This window comes from Sporosarcina limicola (assembly GCF_014873855.1).
Lineage (GTDB): Bacteria > Bacillota > Bacilli > Bacillales_A > Planococcaceae > Sporosarcina > Sporosarcina limicola.
Map to the genome: position 1 here is coordinate 123,830 of NZ_JADBEL010000001.1, position 18,628 is coordinate 142,457.

19 protein-coding genes are annotated in these 18,628 nt (G+C 41.6%); 6 read left to right on the plus strand and 13 right to left on the minus strand.

The annotated features are described in order from the left end of the window. Positions 1-504: 504 nt before the first annotated feature. The 3 genes from H4683_RS00625 to H4683_RS00635 form a co-directional block, all read right to left on the minus strand. A complete protein-coding gene (locus H4683_RS00625; protein WP_192596891.1) occupies positions 505-1,731 on the minus strand; it encodes an ISAzo13 family transposase in 1,227 nt (408 codons plus the stop codon). A gap of 96 nt (positions 1,732-1,827) precedes the next feature. Continuing rightward, positions 1,828-2,058: an ethanolamine ammonia-lyase light chain EutC gene (locus H4683_RS22275; protein WP_192597160.1), complete on the minus strand. Its 231-nt coding sequence runs from the start codon at positions 2,056-2,058 to the stop codon at positions 1,828-1,830. 226 nt (positions 2,059-2,284) lie between these two features. Beyond that, the gene (locus tag H4683_RS00635; RefSeq protein ID WP_192596892.1) at positions 2,285-3,007 is read right to left on the minus strand and encodes a MerR family transcriptional regulator; all 723 of its coding nucleotides are present in this window, start codon (positions 3,005-3,007) and stop codon (positions 2,285-2,287) included. Positions 3,008-3,317: 310 nt separating this feature from the next. On the opposite strand from H4683_RS00635, the gene H4683_RS00640 reads away from it, so the two are divergent. The 5 genes from H4683_RS00640 to H4683_RS00660 all read left to right on the plus strand — a co-directional run bounded on the left by H4683_RS00640 (position 3,318) and on the right by H4683_RS00660 (position 6,417). After that, complete coding sequence (locus H4683_RS00640) at positions 3,318-3,965, plus strand: helix-turn-helix transcriptional regulator (protein WP_192596893.1); 648 nt, start codon at positions 3,318-3,320, stop codon at positions 3,963-3,965. Positions 3,966-4,180: 215 nt separating this feature from the next. Further along, positions 4,181-4,804, plus strand: coding sequence for a superoxide dismutase (locus tag H4683_RS00645; RefSeq protein WP_192596894.1), 624 nt, complete (start codon positions 4,181-4,183; stop codon positions 4,802-4,804). Between the two features lie 72 nt (positions 4,805-4,876). Further along, a complete protein-coding gene (locus H4683_RS00650) occupies positions 4,877-5,407 on the plus strand; it encodes a YwhD family protein (protein ID WP_338062366.1) in 531 nt (176 codons plus the stop codon). A gap of 22 nt (positions 5,408-5,429) precedes the next feature. After that, on the plus strand, positions 5,430-5,672 hold the full coding sequence (locus H4683_RS00655) for an indolepyruvate ferredoxin oxidoreductase subunit alpha (RefSeq protein WP_192596895.1): 243 nt from the start codon (positions 5,430-5,432) through the stop codon (positions 5,670-5,672). A gap of 280 nt (positions 5,673-5,952) precedes the next feature. Further along, on the plus strand, positions 5,953-6,417 hold the full coding sequence (locus H4683_RS00660; protein WP_192596896.1) for a hypothetical protein: 465 nt from the start codon (positions 5,953-5,955) through the stop codon (positions 6,415-6,417). A 213-nt stretch (positions 6,418-6,630) separates the two neighbouring features. Here the strand turns inward: H4683_RS00660 and pstA are convergent, their stop codons facing one another. The 8 genes from pstA to H4683_RS00700 form a co-directional block, all read right to left on the minus strand. Continuing rightward, the gene (gene pstA, locus H4683_RS00665; RefSeq protein ID WP_192596897.1) at positions 6,631-7,515 is read right to left on the minus strand and encodes a phosphate ABC transporter permease PstA; all 885 of its coding nucleotides are present in this window, start codon (positions 7,513-7,515) and stop codon (positions 6,631-6,633) included. Position 7,516: 1 nt separating this feature from the next. Then, the gene (gene pstC, locus H4683_RS00670) at positions 7,517-8,437 is read right to left on the minus strand and encodes a phosphate ABC transporter permease subunit PstC (RefSeq protein WP_192597162.1); all 921 of its coding nucleotides are present in this window, start codon (positions 8,435-8,437) and stop codon (positions 7,517-7,519) included. 114 nt (positions 8,438-8,551) lie between these two features. After that, the gene (locus H4683_RS00675) at positions 8,552-9,547 is read right to left on the minus strand and encodes a PstS family phosphate ABC transporter substrate-binding protein (protein WP_192596898.1); all 996 of its coding nucleotides are present in this window, start codon (positions 9,545-9,547) and stop codon (positions 8,552-8,554) included. A 499-nt stretch (positions 9,548-10,046) separates the two neighbouring features. Beyond that, complete coding sequence (locus H4683_RS00680) at positions 10,047-11,054, minus strand: NAD(P)H-dependent flavin oxidoreductase (RefSeq protein WP_192596899.1); 1,008 nt, start codon at positions 11,052-11,054, stop codon at positions 10,047-10,049. Positions 11,055-11,079: 25 nt separating this feature from the next. Further along, complete coding sequence (locus tag H4683_RS00685; protein WP_192596900.1) at positions 11,080-11,451, minus strand: DUF5412 family protein; 372 nt, start codon at positions 11,449-11,451, stop codon at positions 11,080-11,082. A 152-nt stretch (positions 11,452-11,603) separates the two neighbouring features. Beyond that, entirely contained in the window at positions 11,604-11,795 is a 192-nt protein-coding gene (locus tag H4683_RS00690) for a YwbE family protein (RefSeq protein WP_192596901.1), read from the minus strand. A gap of 2 nt (positions 11,796-11,797) precedes the next feature. Next, a complete protein-coding gene (locus H4683_RS00695; RefSeq protein WP_192596902.1) occupies positions 11,798-12,403 on the minus strand; it encodes a class I SAM-dependent methyltransferase in 606 nt (201 codons plus the stop codon). 286 nt (positions 12,404-12,689) lie between these two features. Continuing rightward, a complete protein-coding gene (locus H4683_RS00700; protein ID WP_192596903.1) occupies positions 12,690-14,258 on the minus strand; it encodes an amidohydrolase in 1,569 nt (522 codons plus the stop codon). 180 nt (positions 14,259-14,438) lie between these two features. Between H4683_RS00700 and pstB the strand changes: the two genes are divergently transcribed. Next, a complete protein-coding gene (pstB, locus tag H4683_RS00705; RefSeq protein ID WP_192596904.1) occupies positions 14,439-15,257 on the plus strand; it encodes a phosphate ABC transporter ATP-binding protein PstB in 819 nt (272 codons plus the stop codon). A gap of 125 nt (positions 15,258-15,382) precedes the next feature. Here the strand turns inward: pstB and H4683_RS00710 are convergent, their stop codons facing one another. Further along, positions 15,383-16,984: a diguanylate cyclase gene (locus H4683_RS00710; RefSeq protein ID WP_192596905.1), complete on the minus strand. Its 1,602-nt coding sequence runs from the start codon at positions 16,982-16,984 to the stop codon at positions 15,383-15,385. A 256-nt stretch (positions 16,985-17,240) separates the two neighbouring features. Further along, positions 17,241-18,590, minus strand: a complete 1,350-nt coding sequence (gene glmM, locus H4683_RS00715) for a phosphoglucosamine mutase (protein ID WP_192596906.1) — start codon at positions 18,588-18,590, stop codon at positions 17,241-17,243. Between the last annotated feature and the right edge of the window lie 38 nt (positions 18,591-18,628).

Consider the following 18,628-nt stretch of genomic DNA (forward strand, 5'->3'; position numbering starts at 1 on the left):
CCCATCCACGTTAAATAGCACTTATTTTCAATCCACGCACCTAAACAAAGCGCGACAGAAAAATTATAGCATATTACATCACTTTAGACTAAGGCTATATAAATCGGGTTAAGCAGTTATTAACTCTTACACGGCATTAATTTCAGGGTACTAAGACTTTGATGATATAACATCACTCCATAACTTCCCGTTCCAATAAAAATAGCCATCTAAGTAAAAAGACCCAATAAGATTCCCCAACACATTTATAATTCCAACCGTTATCCCATAACCAACATCCGCCAAATACGCACCCGTCTAAATGGAATCCTTGCCGGGTTTATATATAAGGCACGCTAAAAGAAATAACAAGTCAGTATACATATAACACCTATTTGCTATAAAAAAGGAACAGTAGTAATTTTACTCTCACTACATAATATCCACTATTATACTAAAGTGGGGACCAATCAGAGAAAAAACCTTAAAAAGCACATAGCTTCCCCTTACCCCAAAATCAATTCCCTATACTTTTATTTCCATTTCAAACACCCCTTTACACCTTACCGGATCTATCGTAACGTACCATTTTTCTATCCCTAATTTGCGCTCGATAACTTCTTCATACGCTGCCATAATCTTTTTCCCTACTTTTACGCCTGTTTCATACACTTTATCTGTAAATGTTACACAAGGATTCTTTCCTTTCCAAGTCATACTCAGCGCATAACCTAGCACGGCTTCGTGTGTATCCAAAATAGCCCCGTTCCAATGTTGTTCCAGGCAACCCCAAACCCGCTCAATTGGGTTATATTTACTGTGATAAGGTGGATAATAAGCTAAAATGACTGTCACATGATAAGTTACCGAAAACTCGATAATTCTTTTCATACACTGCGTTCGCCGGCTACTATTTTCGGGTCCGTTATCTGCATTGATGATAAGCGTATCATGGGATTGATTCTTATTTTTAAGCCAATAAGCCTTTATACAATCAACCATAAAATCCGCCGTGGCTTTCGTTTTTGTAAATGTTAATTCAACATGACCCGTATTGACATCCAGTATTCCGAATGGAGTTACATAATCAGTCCCGAAATCATGATCGTTCGCTTTCACACAAAGCCGATTCTTCCCACCTCTTGAAAAGTTTCCAATCTTTACGCGGTCTTTCGTATCAATCGAGATGTGCATCACATTACTTTTTCCTTTATGTTCATCTTTGATATCATCAACGTTTAGAAAGATTACGTCCGTTTCATCTATCCTCTTTAAGGGTTTTGTTTTCATCACTTTCTTCAGCTGATAGCCAAGGTCATTTACGATTGTATTCAACGTTTGATTGGTTGGTAACTGATCGCACTGGTATCCCTTTTGTTCGATAAGCTGCTTTCGTATTTCTGTCACAGTTAGCCTTGTGAAAAGCCTTGTTGTTTTAAAATCTGGATCTGTTTGACTTTGGGAATCCACGATGGCTATTATATCCGTTGTTAAATTGGGGAGAAGTACTACTGTTTTTTTACGTCCTCTGGCACAAAAGGCATCCTCACAAGCGAATCCTGATTGTAATTCCTTTTGCCCTTTTCCAATGGTATCCCGACCAACATTAAATAATTTGGCAACCATGGACTGACCGCCGATACCATGAGCCTCAGCGATTTTAGCTAGCGTGATACGTTTTTCGGAGCCTTTCAGTTTAAGTATGCTTTCTATAAAAATATCTTTGTATTTACCTAAAATTGCGTGTATCATATAATCAGTACCCCTTGTTATGTTATTTTGTTTTGTTTGTCCTTAACAATTAAAACATAATCCAAGGGGTATTTCTGGTTTTTTCTCTAGAATTGACTAGTTATTTTTTTGCTTATGCCTAAAATAAGTGATAAGGTTTTTGGATGCTGCAAGACCCGGTTTTTCTCCAATAAGTGAGATTACCAAAGCGCAATCGACTAGGGAGGATACATAACCTTGTACCCATACCCAGATTATTTTAATGTACGCGAATTGCCTCATTCGGATTCCTTTTATAGTAGGCCCCTGTACAAGCGAGGCAAATAAGTCTGGATTGTTTTCTTCTATTCTTGTTTTCCCTTGTCACCATTTTCAACTGTGTGACCCACTTCAGTGAAAAATTCTTCGAAAGCTTTGTATCGCTAATTGTTGCTGTAAGTACAAGAAGCAAATTAGTTATAAAATGCAAGCGAAGAAAATACAGTTGCAAACGTATAATTGGGATTATCAGGTCCCTATTCTACGAAATCTAGTGTAAACGGATAACGATGACATGTACTTTTTCCCCATTTTCTCATTCTCGCTTTGTATACACCCCCATAGCCCCCTTCATAAACACCGCCAACCCCTCACCAAACTCATCAATACTCCTCGTAAACCGCTCATCCGCCACATACATTTCACCTAATCCTTTAAAAGCTTCCAACGAATAATTGCCTATCTTGTTCAAAAACACATACCATTCACCAATCGCTTCCTGTGCTTCATCCGATTCTGGTGATAGATGGCGTAGTTCTGCGAGTTTGAAATAAATACGATTCATTTCGTCCTGCATTCCCTCACCGAACCCCAACATTTTTTTATTGGACTGATTGACAGCTTTATCACCCCAGCGTTCTCTTGCTTCATTTTCATATGGATTCTTACTGAAGTCGAATCCTGTGAATTTCTCTTTGTTCGTCATTGTGTATTCCCCTTTTCCATGTTGGATTGTTTTTTCGATTGTGTTGATCATACTGTCCAGTTGCTTACGTTTTTCCAGTAACATAGTGCGCTGCATTTCGAACGCTTCCTGCCTGTTGAATGTTGGACTTGTGAGTAGTTCCTTTATTTTTGCTAAGGTGAATCCGAGTTCTCGGAAGAATAATATTTGCTGCAATGTCGCTAGGTTTTCATCAGAATAAATTCGGTATCCCGCTTCCGTCGAATCATCCGGTACGAGTAGACCGATTTCGTCATAATGATGCAGTGTGCGCACACTGACTCCCGTCAATTTGGATACTTCTTTCACTTTCATCGCTAAGGCCCCCTTCACTACTGACTATAAAGCATGACGTTGCGTTAGAGTCAACATGGAAAAGTAATTTTTTCGCGAAAAATAATGTGAAAGAAATGAGCCGGATTATTTGTGATTTAGGACGTCATCGTTGGCTTCCATAGTTATAGTTTAATTTGTATCGAATCGTGGTTGTCAGTGTCGTAATAACGAAGTTACAGGGGACCCCTCTAAAACGAACTGAATTGAAATAAGCTCAGAAATCAATGTGCTATAAATCGTGAAATATTCATGCTATGATAAGATACTTGACTTCGGAGGTGAAAAAGTTATGGACTCTCGTTTAACAACAAAAGAAAAATTACTGAATTTATTAAAAAAAGAGACCAAAATGACAGTGAATCAACTGGCTCAAGCTTTAAATGTCACAGAAATGGCCGTTAGAAAACATCTAAATATCCTCGAAAGAGATTCTTTTATCCATATCGTTGAAGTAAAACAACCTCTAGGTCGACCTGTGCAAGTTTTTTCATTAACACCGCAAGCCGATGTACTTTTCCCTAAAAGTTACGATAATCTTACTGTTGATTTTCTCAGTGACCTTCAGGCGATTCAAGGGAATGACATAATTCATCATCTATTTGAAAAGAGAAGTAAGCGACTAGCTAATAAATACTCTCCGTATATGAAAAATAAAATATCAAACGAAGAAATTGTTGAGACATTGAAAAATATTCAAATCGACAAAGGGTATATGGCCGATGTAATTAAAATAGATGACAATCAATTTGAATTAATTGAGCATAATTGCCCTATTTTTGAGGTAGCTAAAAATTTTAAACAAGCATGTAACTGCGAGACAAACATGTTTAAAGAAGTATTAAATACGAATAATGTACGGCGAACGAGTTGCAAAGCTGATGGAGAGGACCATTGCCATTTTCTTATCAATTTTAATGGGGATAGCCCATCCGTTTAAAAAAGGCCATCTATTTTGTGAAAGTACATGATAGCAGCCTTTTTTGCATTCAATCTAATTAGATGAATAGCTTCTTCAGGAAGATGTGAATGGGTATATTAAGTGCAACTCGGTTGACTTCAGATGATTACTTGTTCTATTATCATCATACACACTTGTTAAACTAAAAGGTTTACAAAGTATAAGAAGTGTATGAAACCTAGGGGGAAATTAAAATGAGTACATTTACGTTACCAGCACTAAATTATGGTTTCGATGCATTAGAACCAGTTATTAACCAACAAACAATGGAAATCCATTATGGAAAACATCATCAAACGTATGTGAATAATCTAAATGTCGCACTTGAAGGACATGGAGATTTAAACGGCAAAACTGTGGAAGAACTCCTTACAAATCTGGATGCTCTACCTGAGTCAATTAGAACGGCTGTTAGAAATAATGGAGGTGGTCATTTAAATCATTCGTTATTCTGGGAAGTGCTTACTTCTCCCTCGGAAAACAACCTACCAACGGGCAACTTAGCTACAGCGATTAACAATCGTTTTGGTAGTTTTGAAAAGTTCAAAGAAGAATTTACAAAGGCCGCAACAGGAAGATTCGGTTCCGGTTGGGCTTGGCTAGTCGTCAATAATGATAATAAAATTGATGTCACGAGTACGCCAAATCAAGACAATCCGATTATGGAAGGCACAATGCCTATCTTGGGGTTAGATGTCTGGGAACATGCTTATTACTTAGCTTATCAAAATAGAAGACCTGATTATATTTCAAACTTCTTTAAAATTATTAATTGGGATGCAGTTTCCAATAAATACGAACAAGCGATGAATAGATAATTGTTATCTACAAGATAAGATCCCTTTTAGGCTCTTATCTTGTTCACTAAAATGAAAGGAGGAAAAACATCATTGACGAAACGAGAAAACAAACAAAAGATGACCTTTACAATTTTAAGCGGTGATTCTACCGATGGGGATGGCGGATTTGGTATCGGTACGATTAGTCTTGATAATGTTACTCCTATCATCATAGACCCTGAAGAAAACGATATTTTTATAGACATGGATGCCTTGCATGGCAAAAGCAAGATAGAAAAAAAAGTCCGGTTCAAGCCTGATAAAGAACATGCTGGACCTAATCCCAAATGTTTTTGGATTGTATGGCTAACGCTTCGAAATGATAGTTTAGGACCTTATTATTCAGGCGCAGCAGCTTGCGAAGTATTAGTGTCGAGAGAAGACCGTCGAATTAAGTTGGGATACAAATCTTTGCCCGAACATGTAAATAATATGGATAAATCGCTTAAAAACCAATTCATTCTTTCTCATATGGATATGCAATCGTTGGGGTTATTAAGGGAATATTTAAAGGAATATGATGTGGGATACTGGCAGCGTTCAAGTGAAGATTTAAAAAATCAACTAGGGAAATCAATCTGATTACCAATTGGAGGTCCTGAAAATGGCTTTTGTTATAACTTCGCAGTGTATAACGGAACGGGCGGCGGACTGCGTAGAGGTTTGTCCAGTGGATTGTATTACATTAGGCGACGATCAATTTTTTATCGATCCAAATACATGCATCGATTGTGGTGCCTGTGAAGTTGTCTGTCCCGTTGAAGCAATCTATTTTGAAGAAGATGTACCCGAAGGTGAAGTGTCATCAATCTTTAAAGCAAAAAAATACTTTGGGATTGTTGAGTAGCCAGTAAATCCTTAATCATGGGTTGGTCATAACCAATCTTGCCATACAATGGTTAATAGAAGATGCTGGTTTGAAGAATGGATTGAAACAATTCAAAGTGTAAGATTTCAAAGCTGATTAGCCTAGTTGCTAAACAGTTTTCATGACTTTCCTTTACTAGTGATTATGAAGTAGGAAGTTACATTAGAGTTGACCAAGAAAATGTTTCTAACCACAAAAGATCAACTACTTAGCTGATTTTTCTTCATTATACTTCAACCATGAACACGTGAGGTGAACCATGACAAACCAAACAATCATCTGCAGAACTATAGGCGAGTACACTAATAACCTAACGAGAGGAAAATCATATCAAGTAATTGAGATAAATGGTGAGAAAGAATTGATTCGGATCATTTGCGATTTAGGACGCCATCGTTGGTTTCCCCAGTATTATTTTAATTTGGATGGAACCGGAGTTGTGAGTTTCATAAGTTGGACGTTTGATGATGAAGTTACAGTGGACCCCACTGTAACGAATTGGATTGAAATAAGCTTAGAAATGAGTGATGGTAGTAAGAGATGGTGCATGCTTTATACACCGGAACGATTGCTGAACGTGTTCAAACAACCGAACATTGACCCACCAGGGATGCACTTGAAACATATGATTATTGTTAGAAGTTACACGGTTGGGGATGTACAATGGACGCTCACTTCTCTTGAGCAGCAAGACGAGTTAATGAAGGCTACGTTGTCCTGTTAATCATTTACATCATTACGTTGCTCATTTCTTTCGGCTTATTTTCACGGATATCAGTCACTTTGGAGATTATATCCGTCACTTTTATAAACTTATCCCTGAATCAGGACCATTGACCCACACCTGAATAAAAACTACCCCCAATCCTTTTCCTAAGAACATAATTTCACAAAAAGAGTAGCAAGGAATCCATCTCCCTCCTACTCTTTTTCCCAATCAATACTTCCTCTGAAATTTATTTCGAATAACAATAGCGCTCGAGTTCAAAATCAGCAACGCCACAAGCAATACAATGATTGTTGCCGCCGCTAGATTTGCGTATTCTGCGACTAATGAAGAATCGAGTGTCCAATAATAAATTTGCATAGGCAAGACTGTGAATTTATCGAGTATACCGCCAGGAAAAGGCATGAGTAATGCGGGAATTCCGATGACTACTAACGGTGCTGTTTCCCCGATTGCACGTGATAGCGATAGAATTGCGCCTGTCATTATACCAGGAAGGGATACTGGCAGGATAACATTTTTAATGGTTTGCCATTTCGTTGCACCCATTCCGTAGGATGCTTCGCTTAAGTGTTGGGGAACTGCGCGAATAGCCTCTTGACTGGCCACTATGACAATCGGCAGAATAAGGAGAGACATCGTTAATCCGCCAGCTAAAATGACATTGCCGAAGTCCATCACCCTGACAAAAACGGTTAATCCCAGAATACCGTATACGATGGAAGGCACGCCTGCCAAGTTTGCGATATTCGTCTGAATGATCCCTTGTAGACGTCCTTTTTTCGCATATATTTCCAAGTAGATTGCTGTCCCCACACCGAAAAACATTGTAACAGGGGCCACAACGAGCATTAACCAAAACGTTCCCAAGATAGCTCCCATGATACCGGCTCGTTCAGGCTGCGTAGACAGTTTCCCAGTAATGAAATCTAGATCTATCCAAGCGATTCCCTGTGATACGACACGGTAAATTAAGATAGCTAGTACAACGAGACCAAATAGCGTAGCGAGCAGAAAAATATATTTAGATAAGCTGTTCTTGAATAGTCGGAAGTTCATTCGCCTCATAACTTTTGTTTGATTCACATGCTCCATTTTAATATTCCTCCCTAAATTTTCGAGAGACATATCTAGCAACTACATTCATGATGAGCGTGAAAACGAACAGCGTCATCGCAACCGCGTATAAGCTGTAATAGATTGTTGAACCTGCGGGGGCATCTCCACCCGTTACTTCAACAATATACGCAGTCATCGTCTGCATGGACTGCGTAATGTCGAATGAGAAGTTTTTTGTACTTCCGCTTGCGATGGTCACAATCATCGTTTCGCCGATTGCCCGGGAAATACCGAGTACGAATGATGCGATGATTCCTGACAAAGCAGCGGGAATGACGACCTTTTTTGTCACTTCCAGTTTCGTGGACCCAAGCGCGAAAGCCCCTTCCCGCATTGAATTCGGAACTGAACTCATCGCATCTTCAGACAGCGAGGCAATCATCGGGATAATCATGACACCCATCACGATTCCTGGACTTAGGATATTGGTAGCTTGTAGGCTGGGAATTACATCACGTAACAGCGGTGTGATGAACGTGAAGGCGAAAAATCCATAAACGATTGTCGGAATACCTGCGAGGATTTCCAATAACGGTTTCACAGTTTTTCTGACTTTATCAGAAGCGTATTCACTCAAATAGATTGCTGTCATTAAGCCGATTGGCGCCGCCACAAACATGGCGATAACAGATGACGTAACCGTGCCAATTACAAGCGGCAACACGCCAAATTGGGGATTTTGACTTAATGGTTTTAATACAGTTCCCGTGAAGAAATCTACAATCGGAACCCTTCTAAAAAACTCAATCGTTTCAGATAATAATGTATAGACGATTCCAACGGTTGTAAGAATCGATACACTAGCAATCAGAAAAAGAAATACAGGAATGCACTTTTCCACTATGTTTTTCAGACTAGACTTATTTCTTTTCTGATCAAGCAATTCCCTAACTTTCATAGTTTTATTTTTTGCTAGTTCACTATTTATGGACACGGTGTGGCGCACTCCTTCCAGCTCTTATAAGCACTAATAAGGTGGGAGCTTATTGAAAGCCCCCACCTTTTCAGGGTTTTATTTTTTAAGACCATTCAAGAATTCGATACTTTCATTAACTTCCGTTTCCGGAATCGGTGCGAAACCTGTTTCACCAGCGAACTTATTGATGTTGTTCATCACGTAAGTTGCGTAGTCCAGAACTTGCGGATTCTCTTTCGCTTTGTTGATATTCAAGTAAGTGAATACTGGTCGAGTGAAGTCAGCATAGGCACCGTCTTCCGCAATCGTATCGAGTGCTGGTTCAATTACCCCGTTTCCAAAATCAACGCCTACTGCTTGTAACTTATCTTCGTTATTGACAAAATAACCATAGCCGAAAAATGCGATTCCATTCTTATCTTCTGACACTAGATTAACGAGTGTTGAATAGTCTTGTTGAAGGTTCACATTGCTTACTAAATCTTGTTTATCAAGGATTTTTTCATAAAAGAATTCGTAAGTTCCGTGATTTTCATTTGGCCCCATCGGTTTGATTTCTTCAGCTGGCCAATCTGGATTGATGTCTGACCATTTTGTCACTCCACCATCTGCTTTGAAGATGCTGATTAGCTGTTCTGGCGTCATTTCACTGGCCCAATCATTGTCTTTATTAATAACGAAAGTCAGTCCATCCAACGCCACTTTCAATTCTTTCACTTCAATTCCATGTTTGTCTGCCTCTGCCGCCTCTTCGTCTTTGATTTGACGGGAAGCATCGTTAAAGTCTGTACCATTTTCCACTAGGAACTTCTTGAATCCTGCGCTCGTTCCTGCACGGCTCACTTCTACAGAAACATTCTCTTGTTCATTCAACATATATTCTTCCGCAAGTCGCGCCATTAGAGGATATACCGTACCCGATCCATCAATGACGACGCTGCCTTCTAATTTCTCTACTGTTTTGTCACTTTCATTGCTTTTTGTTTCTTCAGGGTTCGCTTTGTCTGCATCTTTTGATTCTGCTCCACACGCTGCTGCAAATACGGCTAGGGCAGCGATTACCATGAATAAAAGAAATTTATTGAGTTTCATTTGACGATTCCTCCCCATGATAGGTTCTTTTGTCTTTGCGAGAGATTTCCTCTCTCAACTACGACTATAAGGGACAAATGTAAAGCGGGTATGTGCAAATCGTAAAGGTTTTGTAAAAACCAATGTATCTATCATCGACATTGCAAAAAGTTTATTTTACGCATGAAAAAGCCATGCCCTTATTGCTCATGGCATGTCTTTTTTCGTATAGTGACCTATAGTTGGTTATTCCGATTCGGAAGTTAAGCGAATTACTTTGATCCGATGAGATAAGCATTGATGAAGTGAGGTCTTTGAATAATAAAACCACTTCTCATAATCCATCGCACCACCTGGGAAAATGGCGACAATCTGCAATTTGGCTTGTTAGCATAACTGACTGATCTCTTCTACCGTATAGCAACGGAAGGACTGAGTGACGACATCATCCGGATGATTCGAATCCCACCAGCTATCAAGCATCTGCTGGTTATCTTCATCATATCCGTACGCTCGAAAGTTAAATAAACCATCCCATAATCTCTCTCACAGTTCCAGCCTCCGTCAAATGGACACTTTCACCCGCCCATAGCGACATATACTCAGGTTTCCCTTGTTTCGCCGCCTCTGCACGGAGCTTTTTCGTCAAGTCATTCTGATACGGATAGGGTGCCATCGGTGCTGTTTTCATTTCATCCATGAAACGGTTTCGGATGCCACGTGCCGTTTTCCCTGAAAAAGCAGTCGTGAAAACGGTACTTCCTTCTTCGGCATTTAGGACTGCCTTTTTATAGAGGGAGTGTGCGCCGCTTTCATCCGTAGCGAGAAGTACAGTTCCAATTTGGACAGCTTCGGCACCCGCTTTAAGGGCCCCATCCATATGGGCTTTATTCGCAATGCCGCCCGCTGCTATAATCGGAAGTCGAACCGTTGCGCCCACATCAACGAGTAACTCATTCAGTGGGATGAATTTCAACTCCCCTAAAAACGATCCTCGATGACCGCCCGCTTCGCTTCCTTGCACAACAATCGCATCCATTCCCGCTTGTTCCACAAGAACTGCCTCTTCCACGGTTGTCGCCGTACCGATAAGGAATACACCATTGTCTTTCAGCAACCGCACCGCTTTGTCATCCGGAAGTCCAAATGTGAATGAACAAACTTTCACACCTTCTTCAATCACTACTTGAATTTGCTCATCAAATTCAGATTTCGACAAATCCACCTTCCAAAAAGGCATGCCAAATTTTTCACCAATTAGTTGAAGCCCCTCATAGGCTTCCCGCAATTGCTCCTGGTTCAGCTCACTATTTTCCGGAACAAACAAATTCACTGCAAACGGTTTATCCGTTAACCCTCTCACCTTGCGAATGAAATCTCTAGTCTCCTCTGCTGACAAATAGCCCGCACCAATCGATCCAAGCAAACCCACTTCCGCCGATGCCGCCACAAATTCAGGTGTTGTCACTCCTGCCATCGGCGCCTGAATCATTGGGTATTCCATCCCCAACTTCTTTATCCATGTCATTTCAATTCCCTCCCTTTAAGAGCGATTATTTTTTGCGATAATCATACACATCTTTCCGAACATCAAGCTCGATGCCATTGATGGTCACGGTATGGTCGCTTGTCCAGCTGATTTCTGCTTCCTGTTCCCTGTATTGCCAAAAAATATTTTTCTCTTTGTCGTTCTTCTTATGGTCGATTAATTCACCTCGAACTGCATTCGCCACCGTCGCATTGCCGTACGACACAGATGCCCGAACCGTATAATGTCCATCCGGCGATACCGCTTCTGTTATGAATTCACCCTCTGGCAGTCTGTACATACTAAAAAAGAAATAATCTAATGTCAGAATTAGAACGAGTACAATTCCTGCAAGTATACCAAATAGAATACCTGTTACTTTCAGCGCGTACTTCATCTACTCACTTCCATTCATGATGCCTTACATTTATGACCCACACCTCAGGATAATGTTTCCAAAAGGTCGCAACAATCAGATGAATAGGTTAGCAACGTCTACCTATCTGGAGCTAAACAAAAAAATAGACCCCTACAGGATCTATTTTTTCTTTACAGTATATCGCACACCCGTCCAACTTGTCCGTCTTCAAGACGTACTTTAATGCCATGCGGATGGAAGCTTGAGTTTGTCAATAAATCCTTGACGACCCCCTCCGTCTTAATGCCTGAACGCTGGTCTTTCTTTAGGATGACAGCCACTTTCGATCCCGGTTTTACATCTACGCGATTACGTCCGTCCATTCTTATTTCCCCTCCCTCTTTTGAAATTTGCTTTGAACGACATGTGCCGTTCCTGTATGAAGCTGTCCCTCTTCGCGATTCACTTCGCTGACATGGAAATGTTTCACAAAGTAGCCGTCAAAATGGCCAAGCAACTCCTTTGGATCAATGAGCATCGCTACCTCGCGCGGCCCACCCGTTCGGTATCGGGATTGCTCTTTCGTATAGAGTTCACTTATATAGAAGCCACCTGGTTTCAGCGCTTTTTTGATGCCCGTTAGGGTCCGATTTAGAATGTCTATGGGGAAATGGCCGAAAATGTGAATAATGGCATCCCACTGCTCTTCTTCCCATATGACATCCGCGAGATCATGGAGTTCAGTTTTTACGACAACGCCTTTTTCATCGGCTAGACGCTTTGTTTTGTCCAGCCCAGCTTGTGCGAAATCCCAAGCGGTCACTTCGTTGCCAAGTGATGCCAGGTAAACCGAGTTGCGTCCTTCTCCTTCCGCGATGCAAAGTACTTTACCTGTTGACAAATCTTGCGCCGCCTCCACGAGAAATCCGTTCGGCTCTTTTCCATATACATACTCTTCTGCTAAAAATCGTTCGTGCCAACTGTTCGTCATTCACCCATCAATCCCCTTCTTACTTGCTAATTTAATCTTATCATAGTGGTGCATAGAGGCGCTTAATCAGTCGCTCTATTGCTTTATCGGTCGCTTAGCCAGCACAATCAGTCACTTGTTTGCTTAATTGGTCGCTTCGCCAGCACAATCAGTCGCTTGATTTCTTAATTGGTCGCTTAACCAGCGCAATCAGTCGCTTGTTTACTTAATTGGTCGCTTCGCCAGCACAATCAGTCGCTTGATTTCTTAATTGGTCGCTTAACCAGCGCAATCAGTCGCTCCCCGCTCACCCACGATACATCACGTCTCCCGCAACGACCGTCATCACAACTTTTGCATCCAGCATTTCTTCATCCTCCACTTGGAATAAATCCTTATCGAGCACAGTAAAATCAGCATCAAATCCAACTGAAAGCTTGCCACGCACATCCGCTTTCCCAATTGTCGCAGCACTCCCAGTGGTAAATAGGCCAACTGCTTCGAAGCGGCTCAATTTTTCATGTGGCAAATAACCTTCATGTGTTTCACCCGGCTTACGTCTAGTTACCGCCGCATAGATGCCCAGTAGTGGGTCAACATCTTCAATCGGCGCATCCGATCCGCCGCCGCAAATGAATCCACGGTCGAGCAAACTCTTCCACGCATAAGCCCAATCCAATCGACCTGCCCCTAAACGGTCCATCACCCAAGGGAAATCCGATGACACAAAAACAGGTTGCAAATCAAGAATAACCGGCAACTTTTCCATCCGTTCAACGAGATCATCACGCAGTACATTGACATGGATAAGCCGATCCCGTTTCCCTTTTGGTACTGGATGTTTTTCGATTGCGTCGAGCGCCTTTTCAGCTGCCGCATCCCCAATAATATGGACCGCAATCGCTTCTCCATGTTTCCGTGCAAGTGCTACTAACGCATCAATTTCATCATCCGTATGGACTGCCATACCTGACGTTTCTGGTGTATCTGCGTACGGTTTACTCAATAATGCAGTCTTTCCACCAAGCGCCCCGTCGATAAAAAATTTCATCGCGCCCGGCTCAATCCATGGTTCATCATAAACAGCTTGGTCTTCCATCAATTGTTCGAATACAGGGGACCGCCGAAGTAAATGTGCACGAAATTTTTTCTCCCCACCGATGACATTTTTGAATGCCTGAAGCGGATTATAATAGTCCCCATAATAGCCAAGATCATCCGTCACTGCTCCTGTCAATCCAAGTGACAACAAATCATCAACCGACTTCTGCAACGCACGCGTCAACGATTCTTCTGTTGGTTCCGGAATCAAGGCTTTTACGATTTCCTGCGCACCTTCCAACAGAAAGCCCGTCGGTTCTCCATTTTCATCCCGCACAATGACACCATCTATCGGATCAGGTGTATCTTTCGTAATGCCCGCTAACGCTAGTGCCTTCGAATTCGCAAGCGCCGCATGTCTACATGTCCGTTTCAGCACCATTGGCGAGTCCGTCACCCTATCCAGTTCCTGGCGCGTAAGAATCTTTTTATCCGGGAAGTTGTTTTCATTCCACCCTTCTCCAATGAACCACTCGTCCTGCCCCAACCCTTTATGTGCCGCGAGCAACATGTCCATCATTTCATCAGCAGAAGATGCCTTCGATAAATCAAGGCTAAGCAATTTTTCACCGTGCCCAATCATATGCATATGACTGTCGATAAACCCTGGGTAAAGAATTGTCCCATGAAGATCAACCTCATCATCCGCCAGGCTTTTCAATTTTTCATAGGATCCCGCCGCTATTATTTTTCCATTCTCCGTAAGTAATGCTTCAACTTGGGCACCTTCCTGCACCATCGTATACAGTTTGCCGTTATACCAGACTGTCTTCATCCCAATTCCCCCTGTCTCTATCTATATTCTAAACTTTCGTGCAGGTATTGCTACAATTAATACCTTACACCTTTTTCATTTACAAAACCTTTACATCCCCTTCATACTCCCTCAACAATTCGTCAGTAGGATAAGAAGTATAGAGTTAGAAGTAGACCTGTAATCGATAGGAGGATATAAATGACTTTAACAATAGACCGTAAAGAAGACCTTCAATTCCGCGTGATGAAAAATGCCAACTGGAAAAAACCTGTCTATGAAACGAATGGATTGAACGTCTGGTACGGAACATCCCATGCATTAAAAAACATTGACCTTACCATTAATGACAAAGAGGTGACCGCTATCATCGGTCCTTCCGGCTGCGGAAAATCAACCTATCTAAAAACGTTAAATCGAATGGTCGAAATTGCAGGGGAAGTCACCATTTCCGGCCACATCACATTTATGGGCAATAATATTCTCGATAAAGCAATGCCCGTTGAACTGCTGCGTTCAAAAGTGGGCATGGTGTTCCAAAAACCGAATCCATTCCCGAAATCGATTTATGAGAATGTAGCATTCGGACCTAAAATCCACGGCATCCGTAACAAAGCAATGCTTGACACGATTGTCGAAGATAGCTTACGAAAAGCCGCTTTATGGGATGAAGTGAAAGATAGGCTTCATAAAAGTGCCTACGGGCTTTCTGGTGGTCAGCAACAGCGGTTATGCATTGCTCGTTGTCTCGCCATCGACCCGGAAGTAATTCTTATGGATGAACCAACATCTGCACTCGATCCAGCATCGACACATAAAGTTGAAGAACTAATCAGTTCCATCAAAAACGACGTCACCATTGCCATCGTCACACATAATATGCAACAAGCCGCCCGAATTTCAGACCGAACCGCCTTTTTCTTGAACGGAGAAATTGTCGAATGCAATCGGACTTCCATGTTGTTCGGCTCCCCCTCCGATCAACGGACAGACGATTACATCAACGGCCGCTTCGGTTAATCAAAAAAAGGTAATCTGCTAGTCAGTGTCTACCCCACTGTTTAGCAGATTACCTTTTTCATTTCTACATCCACACTATCAAAAAACAGAATCGGAAGGTGCCTTTCCTACAATCCATGTCTATTTTATAAAATCCTAGTCATCAACTGCTGGACGCGAAATAATATGTCTTTCAGCTGAAATGGTTTCATTATGTAGTCATCCGCTCCAAGCCATAGTGCCGCTTTAATATCGTAGTCTCCTGTACGAGCGGTCATCATGGATACTAAGACATTTTTTTCATCTTTTTCACGTTTCAAACGTTCTAGCACTTCTAGTCCATCCATTTTCGGCATGATTCCGTCTAGGAGGACGATATAATACTCTTCAGGGCAAAACCAGTTTGATTCAAGAAAAGAGGGTCCATCTGGAAAAGCATGTACGGTGATGTCAATATCCGGTAACGACCATTCCGATAGTGTCTCAAAAAGCATTGTACGAATCAGCATATCATCATCGACGATTATAAGGTGTAACTTTCGCCTCATTAAGGGCGTTTCTATATTATAGACAACAGTTCTGTCCCGTCCACTACGTTTAGCTTCATAAAGGGCCTGATCTGCGGAAGAAATTAGTTTCTCCACACCATCCTTATAGGATGCAATACCTACCGAAAATGTGACAGAGAACTGATAATCTCCCTGTTGAAAAACGACCGCGTTAAACCTTGTACGGACTCTGTCAATAAAGACTACAGATTCTTCCACTGTTGCTCCAGGCAATAAGAAAGCAAATTCTTCGCCCCCATATCTGAATGCATGGTCTGTTTCTCTTTTCTCCTCCATCATCACTTCGCCCAATTTTCTAAGCACATCATCTCCGGCCGGATGACCGTATAAATCGTTTATTTTCTTGAAATGATCAATATCTAACATGATGAGTGAAAAACCGTCCGACGATCTAGTGGATAGTTCCGCAAAGTAGTTCACCTTCTCATCAAAATACCGTCGATTCCCTACCCCAGTAAGACCATCCGTGACAACAGATTTCCCAATTATTTTCCTCATTTCATTGCGGTTAAATAGGTAAGAGATAAAAACTTCAGTATCAAGAGGTTTAGTTAGGAAATCCATGGCTCCTCTTTCATATGCCGTAATCTTGTTTACTCGCGATGCTTCGACACCTATAATCGCTACAATCACATGCCTAGCTCTAGCTGTTTCTGCTATTCTATCAAGAACTTCGAACCCCGTCATATCTGGTAAATATAAATCAATCAGCACAAAGTTAGGACGTAGCGAATAAAATTTTTCCGTGCCACGCTTGCCATTCAAAGCGATAATAACTTGCGCTCCCATTTTCTCCAGTAATTCTTTTATATAGGAAACGAACTCCAAATTATCGTCAATGATTAGCACCGTCGTCTCGTCATCTAAGTGGTTAATAGACATGTCCAAGGAGTCACTATCTTTCAATACATCCACATTTTCAATAATACGATGAATCCTACTTTTGAAATTATTAAGTGTATGTACTGGAATCCTATTCATGTTGTCGACTGACAACATGGCGAGCTGTGAGGAACAAAATTTAGCTAGTGAATCCATTCCAATCGTACCCGACATCCTTTTCAATGTATGTAGAAAACGATAAAGTTCACTTTCTGCTATAGACTCCCTATCCTGCCATTCCGAAAAAGCCATTTCAATTCGATCGAACAGCATCTTCTGATAGTTCCTTTGGTCCACTCCCATCTCCCCCTCCCCACTGTAAAATTACGTTACGTTGCAACCATTCTAGATATGTTGGATTTACTTTTTACACCTTTATTGATTCTACACATGCTTGTTTGACGCGTTTATTTCAACTATTCGAGTACAATGAATCGACAATCTTTCTTTCAATTTATATAGATATGAAAAATTTAGTGTGAATTAAAAGAGAGAGTATAATAAAACTGGAAACACCACTCATTAAGGCGTTTCCAGTCCATAACTCAATCCTTTATTCTGTCCCCATTTTCTCTCGTACAACATCAGCAATCCGTTCAACGTAACGTGCACAATCCTCTTGGTTTGGAGCTTCTACCATAACGCGGACAAGTGACTCTGTGCCTGACGGTCGGACAAGTACGCGACCATTGCTAGCCAATTCCTTTTCAACTTCTGCGATTACTTCCGCTACAGATGCATTTTCGGTCACTGCAGTCTTATCCGTCACACGGACATTGACAAGTTCCTGAGGATAGACTTTCATTTCTCCTGCCAGATCGGAAAGCTTCCGCCCTGTGAGTTTCATAATATTCACAAGCTGTAGTCCTGTTAAAAGGCCATCACCTGTTGTATTGTAATCCAGGAAGATAATATGCCCCGATTGCTCGCCACCCAGATTGTAATTGCCTTTCCTCATCTCTTCAACGACGTATCGGTCTCCAACTGCAGTCGGAATGCTTTTCATGCCGTGTTCCGATAGTGCTTTATAAAAACCTAGATTACTCATAATCGTGGATACGATAGTACCAGATTTCAAACGTCCTTCTGAGTGGAGATGTCTGCCGATGATGTACATAATCTGATCACCATCTACAACTTTTCCGTTTTCATCTACTGCGATGAGTCGATCGCCGTCCCCATCAAATGCTAACCCGATATGAGCGCCTTTTTCAATAACAAGTTTACTCAGTTCTTCAGGATGAGTGGAACCTACACCTTCATTGATATTCAAGCCATTTGGCGATGCTCCCATAGTCGATAGGTCCGCATCGAGATCAGCGAACACATGTGTTGCCGACGTCGAAGTTGCGCCATGTGCACAATCGAGTACAACATGAATGCCTGTAAACTCTTCGTCTACTGTCTGTTTTAAGTACTGGATATACTTTTGACCACCCTCAAAATATTCCGTAACAGAACCAACGGCCGCTCCAGTCGGGCGTGGTAACGTATCTTCCTTATCATTTAGCAGTTGCTCAATTTCCTCTTCCTGCTCATCTGTAAGTTTATAACCATCTCCACCAAAAAATTTGATGCCATTATCTTCGACAGGGTTGTGCGAAGCCGAAATCATCACGCCTGCTTGCGCATTCATAACCCGAGTTAAGTAAGCGACGGCTGGCGTACTGATAACCCCAAGCGTCATCACTTCAACTCCAGTCGATAAGAGACCTGCTATAAGGGCACTTTCAAGCATATGGCCTGAGATACGTGTATCCCGCCCAACGAGCACTTGCGACTTCCCTTGCGATTCTTTTGCTAACACATGGCCACCAATCCTACCTAGTTTAAAAGCAAGCTCTGGTGTCAATTCCTTATTTGCAACTCCACGGACACCATCGGTCCCAAAATACTTTGTCATTTCTATTCTCCCTTTCAATCCTGTACCTTCAGTCAAAT